This window comes from Thauera sp. ZXT1-4 (assembly GCF_052598215.2).
In genome coordinates this window covers 41,318-63,269 of record NZ_JBQWSN020000006.1, presented here as the reverse complement: position 1 = coordinate 63,269, position 21,952 = coordinate 41,318, and the positions used below count along the sequence as shown (strand labels likewise).

Annotated in this window: 21 protein-coding genes; 4 read left to right on the top strand and 17 right to left on the bottom strand. The window is 66.3% G+C overall.

The features are described 5' to 3' along the window. Positions 1-22: 22 nt before the first annotated feature. The 7 genes from ACUH78_RS06885 to ACUH78_RS06855 form a co-directional block, all read right to left on the bottom strand. Complete coding sequence (locus tag ACUH78_RS06885; protein ID WP_445333098.1) at positions 23-637, bottom strand: hypothetical protein; 615 nt, start codon at positions 635-637, stop codon at positions 23-25. 13 nt (positions 638-650) lie between these two features. Then, on the bottom strand, positions 651-1,145 hold the full coding sequence (gene bamE / locus ACUH78_RS06880; protein WP_418363891.1) for an outer membrane protein assembly factor BamE domain-containing protein: 495 nt from the start codon (positions 1,143-1,145) through the stop codon (positions 651-653). A gap of 268 nt (positions 1,146-1,413) precedes the next feature. Next, on the bottom strand, positions 1,414-2,619 hold the full coding sequence (locus tag ACUH78_RS06875; RefSeq protein WP_418363892.1) for an ABC transporter substrate-binding protein: 1,206 nt from the start codon (positions 2,617-2,619) through the stop codon (positions 1,414-1,416). Between the two features lie 92 nt (positions 2,620-2,711). Then, complete coding sequence (locus ACUH78_RS06870) at positions 2,712-3,656, bottom strand: branched-chain amino acid ABC transporter permease (RefSeq protein ID WP_418363893.1); 945 nt, start codon at positions 3,654-3,656, stop codon at positions 2,712-2,714. Continuing rightward, positions 3,656-4,525: a branched-chain amino acid ABC transporter permease gene (locus ACUH78_RS06865; RefSeq protein ID WP_418363894.1), complete on the bottom strand. Its 870-nt coding sequence runs from the start codon at positions 4,523-4,525 to the stop codon at positions 3,656-3,658. The genes ACUH78_RS06870 and ACUH78_RS06865 overlap by 1 nt, the downstream gene beginning before the upstream one ends. A 15-nt stretch (positions 4,526-4,540) precedes the next feature. Further along, positions 4,541-5,245 carry an ABC transporter ATP-binding protein gene (locus ACUH78_RS06860; RefSeq protein ID WP_418363895.1) on the bottom strand — a complete coding sequence of 235 codons (705 nt, stop codon included), beginning with the start codon at positions 5,243-5,245 and terminating at the stop codon, positions 4,541-4,543. Then, a complete protein-coding gene (locus ACUH78_RS06855) occupies positions 5,245-6,084 on the bottom strand; it encodes an ABC transporter ATP-binding protein (RefSeq protein ID WP_418363896.1) in 840 nt (279 codons plus the stop codon). Before ACUH78_RS06855 ends, ACUH78_RS06860 begins: the two co-directional genes overlap by 1 nt. A gap of 236 nt (positions 6,085-6,320) precedes the next feature. On the opposite strand from ACUH78_RS06855, the gene ACUH78_RS06850 reads away from it, so the two are divergent. Beyond that, positions 6,321-6,713 carry a rhodanese-like domain-containing protein gene (locus ACUH78_RS06850; protein ID WP_418363897.1) on the top strand — a complete coding sequence of 131 codons (393 nt, stop codon included), beginning with the start codon at positions 6,321-6,323 and terminating at the stop codon, positions 6,711-6,713. Between the two features lie 15 nt (positions 6,714-6,728). Here the strand turns inward: ACUH78_RS06850 and ACUH78_RS06845 are convergent, their stop codons facing one another. The 3 genes from ACUH78_RS06845 to ACUH78_RS06835 all read right to left on the bottom strand — a co-directional run bounded on the left by ACUH78_RS06845 (position 6,729) and on the right by ACUH78_RS06835 (position 9,967). Next, a complete protein-coding gene (locus tag ACUH78_RS06845) occupies positions 6,729-7,925 on the bottom strand; it encodes a multidrug effflux MFS transporter (RefSeq protein WP_418363898.1) in 1,197 nt (398 codons plus the stop codon). A gap of 113 nt (positions 7,926-8,038) precedes the next feature. Beyond that, positions 8,039-9,541: a YifB family Mg chelatase-like AAA ATPase gene (locus ACUH78_RS06840; RefSeq protein ID WP_418363899.1), complete on the bottom strand. Its 1,503-nt coding sequence runs from the start codon at positions 9,539-9,541 to the stop codon at positions 8,039-8,041. A 174-nt stretch (positions 9,542-9,715) separates the two neighbouring features. Then, positions 9,716-9,967 carry an accessory factor UbiK family protein gene (locus ACUH78_RS06835; RefSeq protein ID WP_418363900.1) on the bottom strand — a complete coding sequence of 84 codons (252 nt, stop codon included), beginning with the start codon at positions 9,965-9,967 and terminating at the stop codon, positions 9,716-9,718. Positions 9,968-10,228: 261 nt separating this feature from the next. On the opposite strand from ACUH78_RS06835, the gene ACUH78_RS06830 reads away from it, so the two are divergent. From ACUH78_RS06830 to ACUH78_RS06820, 3 genes are read left to right on the top strand one after another with little or no spacing between them, the layout of a single operon-like run. Continuing rightward, complete coding sequence (locus ACUH78_RS06830; RefSeq protein ID WP_445333099.1) at positions 10,229-10,948, top strand: TorF family putative porin; 720 nt, start codon at positions 10,229-10,231, stop codon at positions 10,946-10,948. Between the two features lie 28 nt (positions 10,949-10,976). Beyond that, on the top strand, positions 10,977-11,315 hold the full coding sequence (gene glnK / locus ACUH78_RS06825) for a P-II family nitrogen regulator (RefSeq protein WP_445333100.1): 339 nt from the start codon (positions 10,977-10,979) through the stop codon (positions 11,313-11,315). Between the two features lie 14 nt (positions 11,316-11,329). Beyond that, the gene (locus ACUH78_RS06820) at positions 11,330-12,652 is read left to right on the top strand and encodes an ammonium transporter (RefSeq protein WP_445333101.1); all 1,323 of its coding nucleotides are present in this window, start codon (positions 11,330-11,332) and stop codon (positions 12,650-12,652) included. A gap of 144 nt (positions 12,653-12,796) precedes the next feature. Here the strand turns inward: ACUH78_RS06820 and ACUH78_RS06815 are convergent, their stop codons facing one another. The 7 genes from ACUH78_RS06815 to purU form a co-directional block, all read right to left on the bottom strand. Further along, positions 12,797-13,147, bottom strand: coding sequence for a cupin domain-containing protein (locus ACUH78_RS06815; protein ID WP_445333102.1), 351 nt, complete (start codon positions 13,145-13,147; stop codon positions 12,797-12,799). 7 nt (positions 13,148-13,154) lie between these two features. Then, entirely contained in the window at positions 13,155-13,646 is a 492-nt protein-coding gene (locus ACUH78_RS06810; protein ID WP_445333103.1) for a thioesterase family protein, read from the bottom strand. Between the two features lie 81 nt (positions 13,647-13,727). Next, on the bottom strand, positions 13,728-14,963 hold the full coding sequence (locus tag ACUH78_RS06805; RefSeq protein ID WP_445333104.1) for an acetyl-CoA C-acyltransferase: 1,236 nt from the start codon (positions 14,961-14,963) through the stop codon (positions 13,728-13,730). Between the two features lie 19 nt (positions 14,964-14,982). After that, positions 14,983-17,394, bottom strand: coding sequence for a 3-hydroxyacyl-CoA dehydrogenase/enoyl-CoA hydratase family protein (locus tag ACUH78_RS06800; RefSeq protein ID WP_445333105.1), 2,412 nt, complete (start codon positions 17,392-17,394; stop codon positions 14,983-14,985). Between the two features lie 106 nt (positions 17,395-17,500). After that, positions 17,501-19,297 carry an acyl-CoA dehydrogenase C-terminal domain-containing protein gene (locus ACUH78_RS06795; protein WP_418363907.1) on the bottom strand — a complete coding sequence of 599 codons (1,797 nt, stop codon included), beginning with the start codon at positions 19,295-19,297 and terminating at the stop codon, positions 17,501-17,503. Positions 19,298-19,539: 242 nt separating this feature from the next. Further along, a complete protein-coding gene (locus tag ACUH78_RS06790) occupies positions 19,540-20,940 on the bottom strand; it encodes an aspartate kinase (RefSeq protein ID WP_445333106.1) in 1,401 nt (466 codons plus the stop codon). A 132-nt stretch (positions 20,941-21,072) separates the two neighbouring features. Then, complete coding sequence (gene purU, locus ACUH78_RS06785; protein ID WP_418363909.1) at positions 21,073-21,948, bottom strand: formyltetrahydrofolate deformylase; 876 nt, start codon at positions 21,946-21,948, stop codon at positions 21,073-21,075. Positions 21,949-21,952 lie beyond the last annotated feature (4 nt).

Below are 21,952 nucleotides of genomic sequence, written 5' to 3'. Positions count from 1 at the left end.
ACACGGGGAAAGCGGGGTGGCCCTACCAGAACCAGGGGTGCGCGAAGGGGTGCGGATAGAAGGGGCGCGGATAGCCCCAGAAACCCGGCCCCCAGCCCCAGGGGTAGGGAGGATAGGCTCCCCAAGCGCCCCATCCCGGGCCCTCGCGCGGATAGACGTAGGTCTGGCTGGTACGGACCACCTTGTCATCGATGAAGTGAACGTTGAACAAGGTTGCGATGCCCGGGCCGTCATTGCGCACATTCCAGTCCCAGACCTCTTCGCCCGAGTTTCTGAAGCGCTGCTCCGAACGGTGGGCGCCGAGCAGGCGGGAGACTTGCTCCTTGTCCATTCCACGCTCCACACGCGCCAGGTTATCCGGCGCCAGCGCATCCCACTGGCGCAATACGATGCCGCCCTGATCGACGTGTACCATCAGGCAACTGCGGCCATTCGGCTGGGTGGAATACTCCAGCGTCGTGGTGCCGTCATCGTTGCTCCAGCGCCGGGTCGGCTCCCCCCGCGCAGCCAGGGCCTCGGCTTCGGTGGCGAAGGGCCGTGGCGGCTCGAAGCTGGCACAACCCTGAAGCTGCAAGGCTGCGAGCACCAGTAGCGCAGCCGCCAAAAGCCGCCAGCGATGCGAAATCGGATACGTCATGACCGCCTCCGTATCAACGGCCGCGGTGAAGGGTGTATCGCCCGGTCCCCGTCACGCGGCCATCGACGTTGAACGACACGGTGAAATATTCGGGCTCGTTGGTGCCGGCGAATCCGTGCGAGTACTTCCAGTCCCAAACGGTTTCCTGCTTGACGGCGAAGAACTGGCTGGACGCAGGTTTGCCGAGCAGTCGCCGGACCTGATCGGGATCCATGCCCTTTTCGACCCTGGCAAAGGTCTGCTCGTTCAGTACCTGGTCGATGCTGCGCAGGATCTGGTCCGAGCCGATGGTGATCATGAAGCATTCGATCCCCTCGGGCTGACGGCTGAACTCCCAGGTCAGGGATCCATCCTCGTTGCGCCACTCCATGTGCGGCGGACCAAAGCGTTCGCGCACCTCGGCAGCGGTCGACACCCCGGGCTGCAGTTCGCGCATGTTGATGTAGTCGCAGGCGGTGATGCCGATCGCCGACAGCAGGCCACAAAGCCAGGCAATGAAGCGTTTCATGTCCGTCCCTCCCGAGCACCGCACCATGAGCGCGCAATACAACCACCGGACTGCGGCGACAGGGCCGATCCGCGGCGCGCGCGGCATGCCCCGAGGATCCGCCATGGCCGCCGGATTTGCAATGCCCGAAGCGTGAGCGTTTGCAATGCGCCGAGGCACGCGGCGGCGGCGCATCATCAAAGCAAGAAGGACCGGACAGGAAGCGTCCTGTCCGGCCCTTCGAGTTACAGCGGCAGGCCGGCACGCGGCCGGCCACGCACACTCTCCATCACTGCATGTCGCCGATCGCCTCGTAGCCGCTGCCGCTGACCTTGAAGAAGGCATAGCTGCCCGGCACGTCACCGGCTGCATCGAACTCGTGGTCGCCCCCGGCACCCTTGTAGTCGATGTCCTTGCCTTCAGCGATCAGCTGCTTGGCCTTGGCCCACTCCCCCGCCATGATCGGCTCACCCGGCGCACTCGCCACTGCGCGCAGCGACTCCGACAGCTTCGCCTTGTCCCCGCCCGCCTTCTCGATCGCCAGTGCGACAAGGAAGGCTGCGTCGTATGAGGTGGTGGCGAACACCGCATCGGTGTTCTCGCCAGCCGCCTTGAACGCGGCATTGAAATTGTCCAGCGATGCCGAGGCCTCACCCACCGGGGCGGAGACGAAGTAACCCTCGAGGTTCTGCGCACCGATCGCCTTCACCAGGCCTTCGGACTTCATGCCGTCGGCGCCGACGAAGGTCTTGAAGAAGTTGTTCTCCAGCGCCTGGCGCAGGATCGTCAGGCCGGTGCCGTCACCGTAGTCGAAGATGATCAGCGTATCGGCGCCGCCGCGGGAGAGCGCGGCCAGCTCGGAACGGTACGAGGCCTTACCCTCCTCATGCCCCGAGTAGCCGGCGATGGTGCCGCCATTGGCTTCGTACTCCGCCTTGAAGGACTCGGCCAGGCCCTTGCCGTAGTCGTTGTTCAGGTAGGCGACCGCGACCTTGTCGATGCCGCGCGCCTTGAGCGTGCGCGCCAGCGCCCGGCCCTGGTAGTCGTCGGACGGGAGGGTGCGATAGACGAGATCCTTGTCAGCGAGCTTGGTGATCTCGGGAGAGGTCCCCGAGGGCGTGATCATCAGCACGCCGGCCGGGATGGCGACCGAGTTGGCCGTAGCGAGCACCGCACCGGAGCAGGCCGGGCCGACGATGGCGACCACACGGTCGATGTTGACCGCCTTGGTGGCTGCATCGGTCGCGTTCTGCGGGTTGCAGGCACTGTCGCCGAGCACGGCTTCGAGCTTGCCGCCCTTGAGGATGCCGCCCTGTTCGTTGACATGCGCCACCGCCAGCTTCGAAGCGGCTGCCATCGGCGGCGCAAGCGCCGCGATCGGCCCGGAGATCGCCGCCATCAGGCCGATCTTGACGTCCTGCGCATGGGCCGGAGCCGCAACGACCGCGGCGCCCAGCACCGCACCCACCACACCTGCGATTGTCTTCTTCTTCACCTTGTCACCTCCTGAATGTGCCGAAGCACCTGATGGTTGAGTCGGGCCCTGCGGGCCCTTGCCGGATTCTCCCGTGTCCGCGCTACGAGCCCTCAGCGATGCGGCGGCGAACCCACCCGGCGCTCGGGCAGGATGCCCTCCGGGCGGAAGCGCAGCACCAGCTGCAGCGTAAGGCCGATGATGAACACGCGCGCGTACTTGGCCTGCACCGCGATCTCGGTGGGCAGACGATCGGTGAGCAGTTCGGACACCGACCAGATGATCCAGATCACCGCTGCGCCGAGGATCGCGCCGCGGTTGTTGCCCGAGCCACCGAGGATCAGCATGATCCAGATCAGGAAGGTCGCAATCATCGGATCGATCGCCTCGGGCGTGACCGAGCGGTTGAAGTGCACGAACAGTGCACCCGCCAACCCCATCAGCGCGGAGCCGAATACGAAGGCCTGCAGCCGGCGCGCCTCGACCTGCTTGCCCATCGCCGCGGCGGCGAGTTCGTTGTCGCGGATCGCACGCATCATGCGTCCCCACGGCGCCTTAACCTGACGCTCCACGAGCAGGTAGGCAATCAGCACCAGGGTGGCCACGATCGCGAGGTAGGCGACCTGCGACGGCATGTAGTCGAGGTCGCCGAAAGGGCGCGGGATGCCGGTCACGCCACGCACGCCGCCGGTGAGCCAGCCTTCGGTGCGGATCACCAGGCGGATGATCTCCGCGATGCCGATGGTGGCGATGGCGAGGTAGTCGGAGCGGAAGCGCAGGCAGACCTTGCCGATCGGCCACGCGATCGCTGCCGCGGCCGCCATGGACGCCGCCCAGCCGACCAGCAGCGGCAGCTCGTAGCCGCCCAGTCGTCCGCTCGCAGGCAGGCTGGTGAGGATGGCCGAGGTGTAGGCACCGATCGCGAAGAAGCCTGCGATGCCGGCGTTGAAAAGGCCGGTGAAGCCCCACTGGATGTTCAGCCCGAGCGCGAGCAGCGCATAGATGCCGATCAGGATGGCCATGAAGACCGCGTAGTTGGCGAGTCCGAGCAGATCCATCAGAGTACCTTCCCGTTGAGCAGGCCACGCGGGCGGACGAGCAGGATCAGCAGCAGCAGGGCAAAGGCAGTGGCCGCCTTGTACTGCGCCGGCAGAATGAAGATCGACATCTCCTCGGCGACACCCACGATCAGGCCGCCGAGCACCGCACCCTCGACCCGTCCGACCCCGCCGAGGATGGCGGCAGCAAACATCGGCAGCAGCACCTGCCAGCCCATCATCGACTGCAGTTCGTTGTTGATCCCCAGCATGAAGCCCGAGGCCGCACACAAGGCGCCGACGATCGCCCAGGTCAGCATCGTGACCTTGCGGTTATCGACGCCCGAAAGCCTTGCCAGATCGGGGTTGTCCGACATCGCGCGCATCGCCTTGCCCCAGCGCGAATGACGCAGGAACAGCGTGAGCCCCACGACGATCAGCACCACCGCGGCGAGCGTGTACAGCTCGCGGTCGCGCAACAGGATGCCGAAGTAGTCGTCCGGACGAACGATGCCGCTGGCGTAGGTGCGCGGATCGACGCCGAAGACGACCTGCACCACCGCGCGCAGCATCAGCGCGACACCGAGCGAGGCCATCACGGTCATGATCTTGGGCCGCGCCTTGAGGTAGTCGTAGAACAGCTTGTCGATCACGATCGCGACCACCGCGACGACCGCCATCGCGATCGGCAGCGCGGACCACGGCGTCATCCCGGCGGTGACGAGCGCAAGCGCGACGAAGGCACCGAGCGTGGCCATGTCGCCATGGGCGAAGTGGGCGAAGCGCAGGATGCCGAACACCAGCGTGATGCCGATCGCACCCACCGCGTAGATCGAGCCGAGCACGACACCGGGCACGAGATGGAAGTTGAGGAAATCCATGAAACTCATGTGTGCCGGGCTCCCTTAGCCGCCGAGGAACATTTCGGCCACCTCGCGATCGGCGAGCAGGGCCTGGCCCGTGCCCTCGTGGCGATTGGCGCCAGTGGCGAGCACATAGCCGCGGTCGCAGAAGGCGAGCGCCTGCTTGGCGTGCTGCTCGACGAGCAGGATGGAAACACCGGCGTCGCGCACGTCGCGGGTGATCTGGAAGATCTGTTCCATGTATTTGGGCGACAGGCCTGCGGTCGGCTCGTCGAGGAGGAGGAGTTTGGGATCGAGCATCAGCGCGCGGCCCATCGCCACCATCTGGCGCTGGCCTCCGGAGAGATCGCCGGCGAGATTGCGTCGCTTGGCCTTCAGGTCGGGGAAAAGCCCATACACGCGGTCGTAGGCCGCAGAGAGATCGCCACGGCGCAGGAAGGCGCCCATCTCGAAGTTCTCGTGCACCGTCATCTCGCGGAACACGTTGTCCACCTGCGGTACGTAGCAGATGCCGCGCTGCACGATGCGGTCGGGCGCCCAGCCGGTGATGTCCTCGCCGTCGAACACGATGCTGCCGCCACGGATGGCGAGCAGCCCGAACACGGACTTCATCGCGGTGGATTTGCCGGCGCCGTTAGGGCCGACGATCACCACGATCTCGCGCGCGCCCACTGTCATCGACACCCCGTGCAGGATGTCGGCGTCGCCGTAGCCGCCACGCACTTCCTTCATGTCGAGCAGCGCCATCACAGATCCTCCCTGTGCAGTTCCTGCTCACGCAGCGCCTCGACCTGGGGATCGTGCTCGGCGGCCTCGCGCTCGATCGCGGTCGGCGTTTCGCCAAGGTAGGCCTCGAGCACCCGGGCGTCCGAGCGCACACGCAGGAAGTCGCCCTCGATCAGCACCTTGCCCTCGGCCATGCACACCACCGGATGGCACAACTTCTCGATCATCTCCATGTCGTGCTCGATCAGGATGAAGGTATAGCCGCGCTCGCGGTTGAGGATGAGGATCTTTTCCTCGAGCTTGCGCAGCAGCGTACGGTTGACGCCGGCTGCGGGCTCGTCGAGCAACACCAGCTTTGCATCGGTCATCATGGTTCGACCAAGCTCGAGCAGCTTCTTCTGCCCCCCCGAAAGATTGCCGGCACGCTCGTCGGCGACGTGCTCCAGCTCCAGAAAGGCGAGGGTCTCGTCAGCCTTCCTGCGCACCGCCTCTTCCGCCGCACGCACCTTGCCAGCCGAAAACCAGTTCGCGAACAGGTTCTCGCCTGGCTGCTGCGGCGGCACCATCATGAGGTTCTCCCGCGCGGTGAGGTTGTGAAATTCGTGCGGGATCTGAAAGGTGCGCACCAGCCCCTTGTGAAAGCGCGCATCGGTCGACAAGGCGGTGATGTCCTCACCGAGGAAGCGGATCGCGCCGCCGCTCGGCTGCAAGGCGCCGGCGACCAGGTTGAACAGCGTCGTCTTGCCAGCACCATTCGGGCCGATCAGGCCGAGAATCTCGCCTTTCCTGACCCTCAGGGAACAGCCGTCGACCGCACGAAAGCCGCCGAAGGCTTTGACCAGCCCATCCACTTCAAGCATAGCGTCGGGTTTCCTTGCACCGGACATGGCCGGCATGCGCCGGCGCCGCATCGCACCGTCCGGCCCCGGCGGCGAACTGGACAGCGGGATGTTGATTGGAAAAATGTCGCGCAAGATTAGTCGAATCGCTGGCGCACAGACATCAGGGCCAACCACTACACGGCGGCAAGGGCAGGGAGCGGAAGGCATCGGCTAATCCGAATATAATTCCGCGCCAAACAAGAAGGAGACAGCGCATGAAGCACATCACCCCGACCGAGGCGTTCGAACTGCTCCAGTCGAATCCCGACGCCCTGCTGATCGATGTCCGTAGCGAGATCGAATACCTGTTCGTGGGCCATCCGGTCGGTGCCATCCACGTATCGTGGAACGATGGCCCGGACTGGGAGGTGAACCCGAACTTCATCGGCGAAGTGAAGAAGCTCGCGGGCAATGGCGGACACCGGCCGCTGGTGCTGATCTGCCGTTCCGGAAACCGCTCGGAGGTCGCTGGCAAGGCGCTGCTCGAGTCCGGCTTCTCCATCGTTTACAACGTCCTGTATGGCTTCGAGGGCGAACTCGACACCCAGCACCATCGCAACTCGGTCAATGGCTGGCGCCACGACGGCCTGCCCTGGGAGCAGTGCTGAGCAGGTCCGCCACGATCAGCGCAGGGCCGCCGGCAGGCGTCTCCAGACGACCCAGGTGAGCAGTCCGCAGGCGGCGAACACGGCCATTCCACCGGCAAGACTCAGGGTGCTCGACCATAGCAAGGGCGCGGTCATCCCCGCCGTCACTGCGTTCAGGCCGATCTGCATGAAGCTCTGGCAGCTCGAAGCCATGCCACGGCGAGCCGGGAACAGGTCCAGGGCCAGCAGGCTCATCGCCGGCATGGCGATCGACATGCCGCAGGCGAACAGGCCGATCGGCAGCACCGATTGCGGCACGCCCGCGGGCAGCATCGCGGAAACTGCCAGGTTAAGCGCAACCGCGACGAACATCAGCCCGAAGCCGGTCGCCACGGTCCGGACCTGTGACCACCGGCCTGCGACACGCTCGGAGAGCAGCGAGCCGATCATCATCCCGGCCACCGCAGGGCCGAACAGCCAGATGAAGCCGCCGCTACCGAGCCCGAGATGCTCGATGATGAACACCGGCGCGGACAGCACATACACGAAGAAACCGTTGAAGTTCAGCGCAATCCCCGCCGCCAGCAACATGAAGGCAGGATGCGCGAAGATCGCGGCATAACCTCGCAGCAGATGCATGGGATGCAGGGGCTGACGCGCCCCTGCATCCAGCGTCTCAGGCAGGAAGCGCCACACCATCCAGCTCAGCAGGGCACCCAGGACCGCCAGGAACACGAAGATCGAGCGCCACCCCGCGAGAGCGAGCAGACCGGCACCCACCATCGGCGCCAGCGCAGGCGCCAGCGCAAAGATGAGCATCACCCGCGACATCAGGCGCTGCGCCTGCGGCCCCTCGTGCAGGTCGCGCACCACGGCCCGGCCCACGACCACGCCTGCGCCACCGCTGACGCCCTGCAGCGCCCGGCCCAGCCACAGCCACTCGATGCTCGGCGCCAGCGCACAGATCAGCGAAGCCGCGGAGAACACCAGGGTCAGGACCAGCAGCACGGTGCGCCGGCCGAAGCGGTCCGCAAGCGCACCGTGCCAGAGCACCATCAAGGCCAACGCAGCCATATACACGGTGAGCGTCTGCTGCACCTCGAGCTGGGTCGCCCCCAACCCTGCAGCAATCTGCGGGAATGCGGGCAGGTAGGCATCGATCGCAAACGGACCGATGGCGGATAGCATCGCCAGCATGAACGCGAGGCGATCTAGGGACGGATTCTGTTTCATCTCTGCCTTGTGGGCGGTCGCCACGCGCCCAGGAAGGGCAAGCGCACCGGCGCATGACCGGGCGCCGTTGCAAAGCGCTGTGTTCCGGCCCGGCAGCCGGTTCAGCACGCGCCTCAACGACTCTCTAGGCTCCGCCGATACTGGATCGCCTCGGCGATCTGCGTAGTGCCTGGGCGCTCGGTGCCGGCCAGGTCGGCCAGCGTGCGCGCCACGCGAAGCACGCGATGATACGCTCTCGCTGACAGTTTCAGGCGCTGCATGGCTTGGCGCAACAGGGTCTCGCCGCCTGCATCGGGCTGGCAGTGCTCCAGCACCTCGCCCGCACGGAGCAGGGCGTTCGCGCAGCCTTGGCGCGCGAGTTGCACCGCCCGCGCCGTGCGCACCCGTTCGCGAACCACGCTGGAGCGCTCGCCCTGCGGGCTGCGCACGATCGCCTCGGGCTCGACCGCAGGCACCTCCACGATCAGATCGATGCGGTCGAGCAGCGGGCCGGAGAGCCGCGCGCGATAGCGGGCGATCTGCTCGGGCGAGCATCGGCAGGCGTGCAGCGGGTCGCCATGGTGACCGCAGGGGCACGGGTTCATCGCCGCGACGAGCTGGAAGCGCGCCGGAAATTCGGCCCGCCTGCGCGCCCGGGACACCGTGATCGAGCCCGTCTCCAACGGCTCACGCAAGGATTCGAGTACACGCCGGTCGAACTCCGGGAGTTCGTCGAGAAACAACACGCCCCTGTGCGCCAGCGAGATCTCGCCCGGTCGTGGCATCGCACCGCCACCGACCAGGGCCGCCGCCGAGCTCGAGTGATGCGGCGCACGGAAGGGGCGCTGCCCCCAACGACGGACATCGAACTCACCCTCGATCGAGGCGACTGCCGCCGCCTCCATCGCCTCCTCCTCGCTCATGGGGGGAAGGACGCCCGGAAGGCGTTGCGCGAGCATGGACTTCCCGGTGCCCGGTGGCCCGAACAACAGCAGCGAATGCCCGCCCGCCGCCGCCACCTCGAGCGCGCGGCGAGCCTGCAACTGGCCGCGGACCTCGGCCAGATCCGGGGCGCCGTCGTCCACACGCTCGGGCAGAACGTCCGCCTGCCAAGGCTGCAGCGCAGCGTGTCCGTTGAGGTGCGCACACACCGCAAGCAGATCCGCTGCGGGCAGCACCTCCAGCCCCCGTGCCAGCACGGCCTCGGGCGCATTGGCCGCGTGCAGCAGCAGACCGCGCCCGGCGCGGGCCGCAGCCAGTGCCGCGGCCAACACGCCACGCACCGGCCGCAGCTCGCCGGTCAGGGACAACTCACCGCAGAACTCGAATGCTTCGATCCGGCCCGCGGCGACCTGGCCCGAGGCCACGAGGATGCCGACCGCGATCGCAAGGTCGAAGCGCCCCCCTTCCTTGGGCAGGTCTGCAGGCGCGAGGTTGACCGTGATCCTTCGCTGGGGAAACTCGAAGTGGGAGGACTGGATCGCCGCCCGAACGCGATCGCGAGCCTCACGGACCTCGGTGTCCGGCAAGCCCACGAGACTGAATGCCGGCAGGCCGTTCGCGAGGTGGACCTCGACCGTGACCTCGGGCGCGGCAAGCCCTTCCAGCGCGCGGGTGCGCACGAGCGCAAGCGACATGGATATCTCCAGACCGGGTGGGGCGCCAGTCTAGCGGAGATACCACGCATGACAAAAGAGAATCTTCAGGACAAATGAATGTCGCTGCCTGAATGCACTGCGACCGGGGCATTCAGGGCCACGGGGTCGGGCGGCTCTGCGCGGCGCACCACCCGCGCCAGGGCTGCGCAGGCTTCAGGACTTGCCACCTTGGCCAAGCCGGGCCTCGAGTTCCACGACACGCGCCTCGAGCTCGGCAAGCTTCTGCCGTGCATGCGCGAGCACTTCGCGCTGCACCTCGAATTCCTCGCGGGTGACGAGGTCGAGCTTGCCGAAGGCGCTTCCGAGCATGGCCTTGGCATTTTTTTCGATGTCGCGCACCGGGCTGTTCGCCGCGATTTCCGAAAGCTTTGCGCCGATTTCGTCGAGGAAGCGGGGAGTGCTCATGATCGCCTGCAGAGAGGTTGGAAAACGGCCGGAAGTCTAGCATGCGCACGCGCTCGCACCGGAATCGCCCCAGGCGAGCGCGTGATGCACCGCAACGGTGCATCACGCGCCGATTCTGTGCCCGAATTCATGGCGCACCGCAGCATCACACCCCTGAAGGATCTCTGAACCCCTTTATTTATAGGGCTTTCAGAGACCTGGCACGCCGTCTGCTTAGGATGGCTCGTCAGACCTTCCGACACCTCTCCCAAGGAGCAGATCATGAAAAAGACCCGTGCCGTTGCAACGCTTGCCACCCTCCTCGCTGCCCTCCCGTTCGCGGGTGGCGCCCAGGCCGAGGAGAGCCCGTTCAGCGCCAACCTCAGCCTGGTGTCCGATTACGCCTTTCGCGGTTTCAGCCAGACCGACGAGCGCCCGGCACTGCAGGGAGGGTTCGACTATGCACACGCGAGCGGCTTCTATGCCGGGTTCTGGGCGTCGAATGTCTCCTGGCTGTCCGATGCGTCCACCGATGTCAGCAACAGCCTCGAGACCAACCTGTACGCCGGGTACGCGGGCGAAGCCGGCCCGATCGGCTACGACGTGGGCCTGCTGCAGTACTACTACCCGGGCAGCTACGGCGCAGCCTATCGCGCCAGCAGCGAGAAGCCGCATACGCTCGAAGGCTACATCGGACTGTCGTGGGAGCTCCTCTCCTTCAAGTACTCGTATGCGTTCAGCGACCTGTTCGGCTATTCCGATTCCGACGGCAGCCAGTACTTCGATCTCGGCGCGTCGTTCGACATCGGCTATGGCGTCACCCTCGGCGCACATGTCGGCTACAGCGACATTCGCGGCCAGGACAACTACACCGACTGGAAGCTCGGCCTCAGCAAGGAGTACGGTGGCTTCGAGTTCGGCCTGCATTACGTGGATACCGACGTGAAGAACACGGATCTCGCCGACGAGCGCGTGATCCTGTCGATCAGCAAGAGCTTCTGAGCCCTTCCATCCGGAACCGGAGACATCCATGAAATTCATCGCAGCCATCATCAAGCCCTTCAAGCTCGACGAAGTGCGCGAGGCGCTTTCCGCGATCGGCGTGCAGGGCATCACCGTCACCGAGGTCAAGGGCTTCGGCCGCCAGAAGGGGCACACCGAGCTCTACCGTGGCGCCGAATACGTCGTCGATTTCCTGCCCAAGGTGAAGGTCGAAGCCGCCATCCCCGACAACATCCTCGACCAGGCGATCGAAGCCATCGAGAAATCCGCCGCCACCGGCAAGATCGGTGACGGGAAGATCTTCGTGTTCGAACTCGAACAGGCCATCCGCATCCGCACCGGCGAGACCGGCACGGACGCGCTGTAAGGGAGACCCGCAAAATGACCAAGCTCCTCACCTACCTACCGGCCGCGACCCTGCTCGCCGGCCTATCCGGCGGCGCGTTCGCCCAGGAGGCCGCTGCCGCCGCGGTCGAGGTCAACAAGGGCGACGTGGCGTGGATCATGACCGCCACCCTGCTGGTGCTGATGATGGCACTGCCCGGCCTGGCGCTGTTCTACGGCGGCCTGGTGCGCGCCAAGAACATGCTCTCGGTGCTGATGCAGGTGATGACCGTGTTCTCGCTCAATGCGCTGCTGTTCGCGATCTACGGCTACAGCCTGGCCTTTACCGAGGCGAGCCCCTTCATCGGCTCGCTCGACAAGATCTTCCTGTCCGGGGTGACGATCGACTCACTGGCGGATACCTTCACCGAGACCGCGAAGCTGCCGGAGTTCGCCTTCATCGCCTTCCAGGCCACCTTCGCCGGTATCACCGGTGCGCTGATCGTGGGTGCCTTCGCCGAGCGCATGAAGTTTTCCGCGGTGCTGATCTTTTCGGTGATCTGGTTCACGCTGTGCTACCTGCCGATCTGCCATATGGTGTGGGGCCCGGGCGGCTACCTGCTGGAGGATGGCGCGCTCGACTTCGCCGGCGGCACGGTGGTGCACATCAACGCGGGTATCGCCGGCCTGGTGGGTGCCTACATGGTGGGCAAGCGCATCGGCTACGGTCGTGAGGCACTCGCGCCGCACAGCCTGACCCTGACCATGGTCGGCGCCTCGCTGCTGTGGGTGGGCTGGTTCGGCTTCAACGCCGGCTCCAACCTCGAGGCCACCGCGGGCGCCGCACTCGCCTTCATCAACACCCTGCTCGCGACGGCTGCTGCAGTGCTGGCCTGGTCGCTGGGTGAGGCGCTGCTCAAGGGCAAGCCCTCGATGCTCGGTGCGGCCTCGGGCGCGGTCGCCGGCCTGGTGGCGATCACCCCGGCCTGCGGCTCGGTGGGCCCGATGGGCGCGATCGTGATCGGCACGCTCTCAGGCTTCATCTGCATCTGGGGGGTAAACGGCCTCAAGCACATGCTGGGTGCGGACGACGCGCTCGATGTGTTCGGCGTACATGGCGTGGGCGGCATCGTCGGCGCGATTCTGACCGGCGTGTTCGCAGCACCCGGCCTGGGCGGCACCGGCGGCGAGGACTTCTCCATCGCCTCGCAGGTGTGGATCCAGACCTGGAGCGTGATCGTGACCATCGTGTGGTCGGCAGTGGTCGCCTTCGTCGCCTACAAGGTCGCAGATCTGCTCGTCGGCCTGCGCGTGCCGGAAGAAGAGGAACGCCAGGGTCTCGACATCACGGCGCACGGCGAAACTGCCTACCGCTACTGAGCATCCGCCCGGAGCCATACTCCTCTGGTTCCGGTTCGCGCGGCGCCCTTCGGGGCGCCGTTTTTTCGTCTACCTGCCGCACGGGGCAGCGCACACGGAAGCACCTCCCTGCGGGGCCACCCCGCAGGAGATGAATTCAGTGCCTCATGAATCGGCCTGCGCGGCGGCATGCACTGCAAGCCATACCGCATCCGCGGATGTGGATGCGACCCGGTGCCGGCGATGTGCGGGGATAACGAGCCAGTCGCCCGCCTTCAGCGTCACGGACTCCCCCCCTTCAAACATCAGTACGGCTGTGCCACTGAGCAACGCCACCCACTCCTCCTCGTCCTGGTCGTACCAGTCTCCCGGCGCACTCGCATGGCCCAGCGAGACGATACGCTCAATGCGGCAGGCGGCGGATGCGAACAGGGTCTGGAAGATCTCGCCGCCGGTCGGCGAAGGCAGCCCGGAGAAGAGATTGCCACGGCAGGCGGTTGACGCTGCGTCGTTCATCCCCGGCTCACGAAACGATGTACGCCGCCGAACCGGTAGCCAGCAGCTTGCCGTCCGTGCCGAGGAAGCTCATCCGCGTCGAGGCGACGCGCGAGCCCAGGCGCAGCACCTCGGCCTCCATGCGGAAGGCGTCACCGATCCCGGGACGCAGATAGTCGATGCGCAGGTCGATGGTACCGAGCTTGGAGAAGCGATGCAGACGCTGGAGGGGCGGCTCATCGAGGTGGCGCGCGCCGATCGCCGTCATCACCGCCAACCCGCCCATGGCATCCAGGCACGCGGAGATCACGCCGCCGTGAATACGGTTGTGCAGATAATGACCTACCAGTTCGGGGCGCATTTCGATCCGCCCGGTGGCGCGCACACCGTCGACCTCCTCGATCTGCAACCCCATCAGCGCATTGAAGGCGATCTTGTGCTCGAAGATCTCGCGTACTCCGGCGATGAACTCCGGTTCGAACTGCACCGGCCCCTCTGGCGCCATGGCGTGTTTCGGCATGCTTGTCCTCTCCTTTGCAAAAAAATCGAGCCCCGGGACGCGGCGGGCACGCCCCGGGGCTCAGTGCGCAATCTTACAGGCTCAGACGCGCTCGAAGATGCCCGCCGCCCCCTGACCCATGCCGACACACATGGTCACCATGCCGTAGCGCAGGCTGTTGCGGCGCAGTGCATGAACGACGGTGGCTGCACGGATGGCGCCCGTGGCGCCGAGCGGGTGGCCGAGCGCGATCGCGCCGCCCATCGGGTTCACCTTCGCCGGATCCAGCCCCAGGCTGTTGATCACCGCCAGGGACTGCGCGGCGAAGGCCTCGTTGAGCTCGATCCAGTCGAGATCGTCCTGCTTCAGCCCCGCGGCCCGCAGCGCCGCGGGAATCGCCGCGATCGGGCCGATGCCCATGATCTGCGGCGGCACACCGCGCGCGGCATGGCCGGCGAAGCGCGCCAGCGGCGTGAGCCCGAAACGCCTGACCGCCGCCTCGCTCGCCAGGATCAGCGCGCCGGCGCCATCCGAGGTCTGCGAACTGTTGCCGGCGGTGACCGTGCCCAGCCCGGTGGGGCTGAGGTCGGCGCGGCGCGGGGTGGCGAACACGGGACGCAGCTTCGCGAGGCCTTCCAGCGAGGTGTCTGCGCGCGGGCCTTCGTCCAGATTCACGATGCGGGTGGCCGTGTTCACCTTGCCGCCGGCCAGATCCAGCCGGCGCTCCGTCACCCCGATCGGGGTGATCTCGTCCGCGAACAGGCCCGCTGCCTGGGCGGTGAGCGCACGGCGGTGAGATTCCACCGCAAACGCGTCCTGTGCCGCACGCGACACCTTCCACTGTTGCGCCACCTTCTCGGCGGTGAGGCCCATGCCGTAGGCGATGCCGTAGTCGTCGATGTCCTCGGTGTTGGCGAAGATGCTCGGCGACAGGCTGGGGGTGTTGCCCATCATCGGCACCATGCTCATGCTCTCCACGCCAGCGGCGATCACTACCTCCGATTCACCGACGCGGATGCGGTCGGCCGCCATCTGCACGGCGGACAGGCCCGAGGCGCAAAAGCGGTTGACCGTGATGCCGCCCACGCTCTTGGGCAGGCCAGCGAGCACCGCGCCGACGCGCGCCACGTTGAGTCCCTGCTGCGCCTCGGGGATGGCGCAGCCGCAGATCACGTCCTCGATTGCAACCGGGTCCAGGCCCGGCACCTGCGCCAGCGCCGCGCGCAGCACCTGCGCGAGCAGGTCGTCCGGGCGGGTGTTGCGGAAGAAGCCCTTGTGCGACTTGCCGATCGGGCTGCGCGTGGCCGCGACGACGTAGGCGTCCTGAAGCTGTTTCATGTCGTGGATCTCCGCGGAATCAGTTGCGCAGCGGCTTGCCGCTGTCGAGCAGGGCCAGGATGCGGGCCTGCGTCTTGGGATGGACGATGAGGCCGCAGAAGGCCTCGCGCTCGAGCTTCATCAGATAAGCCTCGTCGACCAGGGTGCCGGCCTCGACCTCGCCGCCGGCAAGCACATGCGCGATGCGGCTGGCGATGTGGAAGTCGTGCGCGGTGATGAAGCCGCCGTCGCGCATGTTGACCAGCTGGCCGAGGATGGTGGCCCTGGCCGAGCGCCCGGCGACCGGGAACAAGCGCGCGAGCGGCGGACGGTAACCGGCGCGCGCCATCGCCTGCGCCTCGCCGATGGCGACGAAGAGCAGTTCGTCGCGGTGGGCGACGACGAGATCGCTGTCGAGCAGATAGCCGAGCTTGCGGCTCTCCAGGGCACTGGTGCCGACCGTGGCCATGGCCGCGGCCTTGAAGCCTTCGGACAGGAAGGGCAGCAGGTCCGTCCCGGTGCTGGTACGTGCGTTCTCGGCGGCGCGGCGCGCGATGTAGGTGAGGCCACCCGCGCCCGGGACGAGGCCGACGCCGACCTCGACCAGGCCGATGTAGCTCTCCATGTGGGCGACGCGGCGCGCGCAATGCACCAGCAGCTCGCAGCCGCCGCCGAGTGCCATGCCGCGCACCGCGGCGATGGTGGGCACCTGGGCATAGCGCAGCTTGAGGAAGACGCGCTGCATCTCGGCCTCAGCGGCTTCGATCGCTTGTACGCCCGCGGTGGCGAAGGCGGGCAGCGTCGCCTGCAGATCGGCACCGACCGAGAAGGGCTCGTCGCCCGACCACACCACCAGGCCCGCGAAGCGCGCCTCGGCCTCGTCCACCGCACGCGACAGGCCCGCAATCACCGCCGGGCTGATGGCGTGCATCTTGGTCTTGATGCTGGCGATCAGCACATCATCGAGGCCGCTGCGACCCAGCGTCCACAGCCGGATCGCCTCGTCCTCGAATACCGTGGCACCGGCATTGCGCCAGTCTTCACCCCTCTCTCCGAACACGCGCTCGCGGAAGAGCTGGCGCGCATGCACAGGTAGCGCACGCGCCGGCTCGAAACGCGCCATGGTCGGGTTCCACGAGCCTTCGGGCTGATGCACACCGCCGCGCTCGGCGACCGGCCCCTCGAACACCCAGGCGGGCAGCGGCGCGGCGCACAGTGCGACACCGGCGTCGATGTCCGCCTGCACCATGCGGGCGACCTCCAGCCAGCCCGCTTCCTGCCACAGCTCGAAGGGCCCCTGCTGCATGCCGAAACCCCAGCGCATCGCCTGATCCACGTCGCGCGCGGTGTCGGCGATGGTTTGCAGGTGCAGCGCAGCGTAGTGGAAGCCGTTGCGCAGGATCGCCCACAGAAAGCGGCCCTGCGGCCCTTCGGCTTCGCGCAGCAGGCGCAGGCGCTCGCCGGCCGGACGCTTGAGCATGCGGCCATAGACCGCATCGGCCTTCTGCCCGGCGGGCACGTAGTCGCCGCGCGCCAGGTCGAAGCGCAGCACTTCGCGCCCCTGCTTGCGGTAAAAGCCGGCCTTGGTCTTCTGGCCCAGATGCCCTTTTTCGAGCAGGGCCTGCAGCACCACGGGGGTGGCAAAGCTGGACTGGAAGGGGTCGCTTGCAGCCGGGAGCTGGGTCTGCATGGTGCGGATCACATGCGCCAGCGTATCCAGACCGACCACGTCGGCGGTACGGAAGGTGCCGCTGGCTGCGCGACCGAGGCGCTTGCCGGTGAGGTCATCGACCACATCGGCGCTGAGCCCGAAGCGCTCGGCCTCAGCCATGGTGGACAGCATGCCGGCGACGCCGATGCGGTTGGCGACGAAGTTGGGTGTGTCCTTGGCGCGCACCACGTTCTTGCCGAGCGTGGAGGTAACGAAAGCTTCCAGGCTGTCGAGCACCTGCGCCGCGGTGCCGGCAGTGGCGATGAGTTCCACCAGCGGCATGTAGCGCGGCGGGTTGAAGAAGTGGATGCCGCAGAAACGGGGGCGCAGTTCCACCGGCAGCGGCTCGGCGAGCTGGCCGATGGCCAGACCCGAGGTATTGCTGGCGAGGATCGCGCCTTCGGCGAGGTGCGGTGCGATGCGGGCGTAGAGCGCATGCTTCCAGTCCATGCGCTCGGCGATCGCCTCGATGACGAGGTCGCAGCCCTGCAGCAGCTCGAGGTGCTCCTCGTAGTTGGCCGCGCGGATCAGTTCGGCATCCTCGGCTACGCCGAGCGGGCTGGGTTTGAGCTTCTTGAGGCCAGCGATTGCCTGGCGCGCGATGGCGCTCTTGTCCGCGCCGTCCTTGGCGAGGTCGAACAGGATGACCGGCACCTTGACGTTGACCAGGTGGGCGGCGATCTGCGCCCCCATGACGCCGGCGCCGAGCACGGCCACGCGCTTGATGATGAATCGGGACATAGGTGAATCCTTGCGATGGGAGCGGGGCGCGCCCGGGACGACGTTCGCCGGCCGGAAGGTGGGCCGTGCGAGCGAAGCCCCGGTGTGCGCACCCCGGGCTCGGTTGTCAGGCCAGCGCCGCGTCGGTGTCCATCAGTGCCGCACTGCCTGTGCGCGCGGTGCGCATCAGCATCGCGGTCTCGGGGAACAGGCGGGCGAAGTAGAAGCGCGCGGTCTGCAGCTTGGCGGTATAGAAGGGGTCGGAGCTGCCGGCTGCGATCTTCTTCAGCGCCACCGAAGCCATCAGGGCGAAGAAGTAGCCATACACCAGATGACCCGCCACGCGCAGGTAGGGCACCGCGGCAGCGCCCGCCTCGTCCGGGTTCTGCAGGGCCTTGAAGCCGATCTCGGTGGTGAACTTGCTCATCTGCTCACCGAGTTGGGCGAGCGGGTTGATGAACTCGGCCATCTTCTCGTTGACGCCCTCCGCTTCGACCAGCACCCCCACCAGGCGAGCGAATTTCTTCAGCGTGGCGCCGTTGTTGCCGAGCACCTTGCGGCCGAGCAGGTCCAGGCTCTGCACGGTGTTCGTGCCCTCGTAGATCATGTTGATGCGGGCATCGCGCACGAACTGCTCCATGCCCCACTCCTTGATGTAGCCGTGACCGCCGAACACCTGCATGCACTCGTTGGTGGCGACAAAGCCGTTGTCGGTGACGAAGGCCTTGGCGATCGGGGTCAGCAGCGCGAGCAGCTCGGCGCTGTCGTGGCGCACCTTCTCGTCCGGGTGGTGCAGCTCCTTGTCCGAGAGCACCGCGCAGAAGCACAGCAACGCGCGCGCGCCTTCCGCATAGGCCTTGGCGGTGAGCAGCATGCGGCGGACGTCGGGGTGCACAATGATCGGGTCGGCCGGCTTGTCCGCCGCCTTCGGGCCGGTGAGGCTACGCATCTGGATGCGCTCCTTGGCATAGGCGAGCGCATTCTGGAACGCGACCTCGGTCAGCCCCAGACTCTGGTTGCCGACCCCCAGGCGGGCAGCGTTCATCATCACGAACATGGCCTGCAGGCCCTTGTTGGGCGCGCCGACCAGGGTACCGATCGCGCCCTCGAGCACCATCTGGCAGGTGGCGTTGCCATGAATGCCCATCTTGTGCTCCAGGCCGCCGCAGTGGATGCCATTGCGCGCGCCGAGCGAGCCGTCGGCATTGATCAGGTACTTGGGCACCACGAACAGCGAGATGCCCTTGCTGCCGCCCGGCGCGTCAGGCAGGCGGGCCAGCACCAGATGCACGATATTGGCGGCGAGGTCGTGCTCGCCGGCGCTGATGAAGATCTTCTCACCGGTGATGCGGTAGGTGCCGTCGCCCTGCGGTTCGGCCTTGGTGCGCAACAGACCGAGGTCGGTGCCGCAGTGCGGCTCGGTGAGACACATGGTGCCGGTCCACTCGCCGCTGGTCAGCCTGGGCAGGTAGGTCGCCTTCTGCTCCGGCGAGCCGTGCGCATGCAGGGCCTCGTAGGCACCGTGCGACAGGCCGGGATACATGGTCCAGGACTGGTTGGCGCTGTTGAGCATCTCGTACAGGCACTGGTTGAGCACAATGGGCAGACCCTGGCCGCCATGTTCGGGATCGCAGGCGAGGGAAGGCCAGCCGCCCTCGACGTACTGCGCATAGGCCTCCTTGAAACCCTTGGGTGCGCTGACCTCGTGGGTGCCGCGATCGAGGGTGCAGCCCTCGGCGTCACCGCTGACGTTCAACGGGAAAGTCACTTCGGCCGCGAACTTGCCCGCCTCTTCGAGGACCGCGTTGAAGGTTTCGACGTCGAGCTCGGCATGCGGCGGGCAGGCCTGAAGCTGGCCAACGGTTTCGAGTACTTCGTGGAGGACGAACTGCATGTCGCGCAGGGGCGGCGTGTACTGGGGCATCGCGGAGGTCTCCTTCGGGTGGAATCGACGGCGGCCGCCAGACGGCGGCCGCAGAAGTAAATCAAACGTTCGTTTTATTTTATCCAGACATAAGCCGATGTCAAACGCTCGTTTGAATCATCGTCGCGACGGCGGGAGAACGAACGATCCGCGCCGTCCAGGTGGCGCAGACGTAAACGCAGAAGGCGACCCCTCGGGGCCGCCTTCTGCGTTCGCGCCACGAATGCGGCGCCGGGCGATACTCAGGCCAGCGGAACGGGCACGCCGGGGCTGACGCAAAGCGAGTGGTTGAGCGCGATGATCGCCTTCCTGTAGTCCCCACGCTCGATGATGAACTGCATGTTCACCTGACGCAGGGTCTGCGAGACGCAGTTTACGTTCACCTGCGCGTCCGCGAGCGCCTGCGCCGCGCGCGCGAGTACGCCGGGGATACTGATGTTGGAGCCGATCGCGCACACGATCGCGCTGTTCTTAACCGTCACCACCTGATAGCGCGCCTCGAGTTCGGCCACCAGCGCAGGCGTGACCGTGTTCTCCCACAGCAGATGGGCGATGGAGTTGGCGTTGGTGGCCTTGAGGATGTAGGAAATCCCGTGCTTGCAGAAGATCTCCATGATGCCGAGGTCGAAGCCGACGGTGCCGACCATGCTGGGGTCGTGGATCTCGACCAGCGTGACCTTGTCGCTGCCGGTCACCATCTCCACGCGCGCACGCTCGCCCACGTAGTCCTTGGTGATCAGCGTGCCCGGATGCTCGGGCTCGAAGGTGTTCTTGAGGCGGATCGGGATGCCGGCCAGTTCCATCGGTTTGGCCGCCTTGGGGTGGATCGCCTCCATCCCGACGTCGGCGAGTTGATCGGCCACGTCGTAGTTGGTCGCCCCCACAACCACCGCATTCTCCAGCCCGACGATGTTGGGGTCGGCCGAGGAGAGGTGGAATTCCTTGTGGATGACCGCCTCGGCCGGACGCACCTCAACCGCGATCTTGCTGAAGGTAACCTCCGAATAGCCGCGGTCGAACTCGCGCATGATGCCTTCGGTGCCCTTGGTGTAGCCGGTGGCGACGATCACGTTGTTCGCGATGTCCAGCCCCTTGAAGCTGTTCTGGATACGCTCGTCGATGGTCCAGGCCTCATCGTCGTGGAAGCCCGCCAAGTCCAGCAGGATCGCATTGACCCCATTGGCCTTGAGCATCTCGACGCTGTTGAAGGCGCTGTGCGACTCGCCGATCGAGGCCAGCACCTCGCGCGCCGCAAGCAGCACGTCCTTGCGCAGGATGTAGCCGCTGGCGAGTACGTGATGCATCGCATCGAGATACTTCTTGACCTCGCCGATGCGGGTGTCGACGAATGCATCGGCGACGTCCAGCGGCAGGCCGAGATCGGCGAACCCGGCATTGAGCTTCTTGAGACTCACGGCCAGGCCGTTGAGCGCCGCGTGATAGTCCGCCCCTTCTGCGAACAGCGCATAGATGCCCCGCTCGCCGGTCTTCTTGTGCTCCAGAAGCTGATTGGTCACGCCGGAATAGGCGGACACCACGTAAATACGGCCATAGATACGCGCGCTGTCATACAGCATGATGTGGCGCAGCACATCGCCGAAGGCGGACATCGACGTGCCGCCGATCTTTTCAACCGAGATCATCCGTTTTTCCGAACTTTGCATGACGTTCATTCCAGTTATGCCGTGAAACCCTTCCAAATCCGCGATCGTATTGGTTTGTGACGCGCTTGAACATTGCTCCGCCGCCACTCGCCGCGCCAGTCTCCATCCCGCTCAGCGGAACACGATCGTCTTGTTGCCGTGCACCAGCACCCGGTCTTCCAGGTGGTAACGCAGGCCGCGCGCGAGCACCGTCTTCTCGATGTCCTTGCCGTAGCGCACCATGTCCTCGACCGCATCCGAGTGATCGATGCGGATCACGTCCTGCTCGATGATCGGCCCCTGGTCGAGGTCGGCGGTAACGTAATGGCAGGTCGCCCCGATCAGCTTGACGCCCTTGGCCCACGCCTGGTGGTAGGGCTTGGCACCGACGAAGCTGGGCAGGAAGCTGTGGTGAATGTTGATGATCCGGCCGGGGTAGGCGGCACAGAGGTCCGGCGACAGGATCTGCATGTAGCGCGCCAGCACCATCGTGTCGCCACGCACCTCCTCGAAGATGCGCTGTACCTCGGCATAGGCCGCAACCTTGTTGTCGGCGGTGACGGGCACGTGGTGGAAGGGAATGCCGTGCCACTCGACGAAGCCACGGAAGGTGTCGTGGTTGGAGATCACGCACGGGATCTCGATGTCGAGCTCCTTCGACTGCCAGCGCGCGAGCAGGTCGTACAGGCAGTGCTCCTGCTTGCTGACCAGCATCACGACGCGCTTCTTGACCGCGGAGTCGCTGATCTTCCACTCCATCTCGAGCTCTTCGGCCAGGGGCCGGAAGCGCTCACGGAACTCGGCGAGGTGGAAGGGCAGCGAGCCGGCCTTGATCTCGATGCGCATGAAGTAGCGGCCGATCGCCTCGCCATCCTGCGGCGGCTCGGCGTGCAGCGAGGTCTCGAGGATCCAGCCCTTGTGCTCGGCGATGAAGCCGGAAACCTTGGCAACGATACCGACGCGGTCGGGGCAGGAGGCGGACAGGGTGTAGAAGCGCTCGCGATGCATGGTC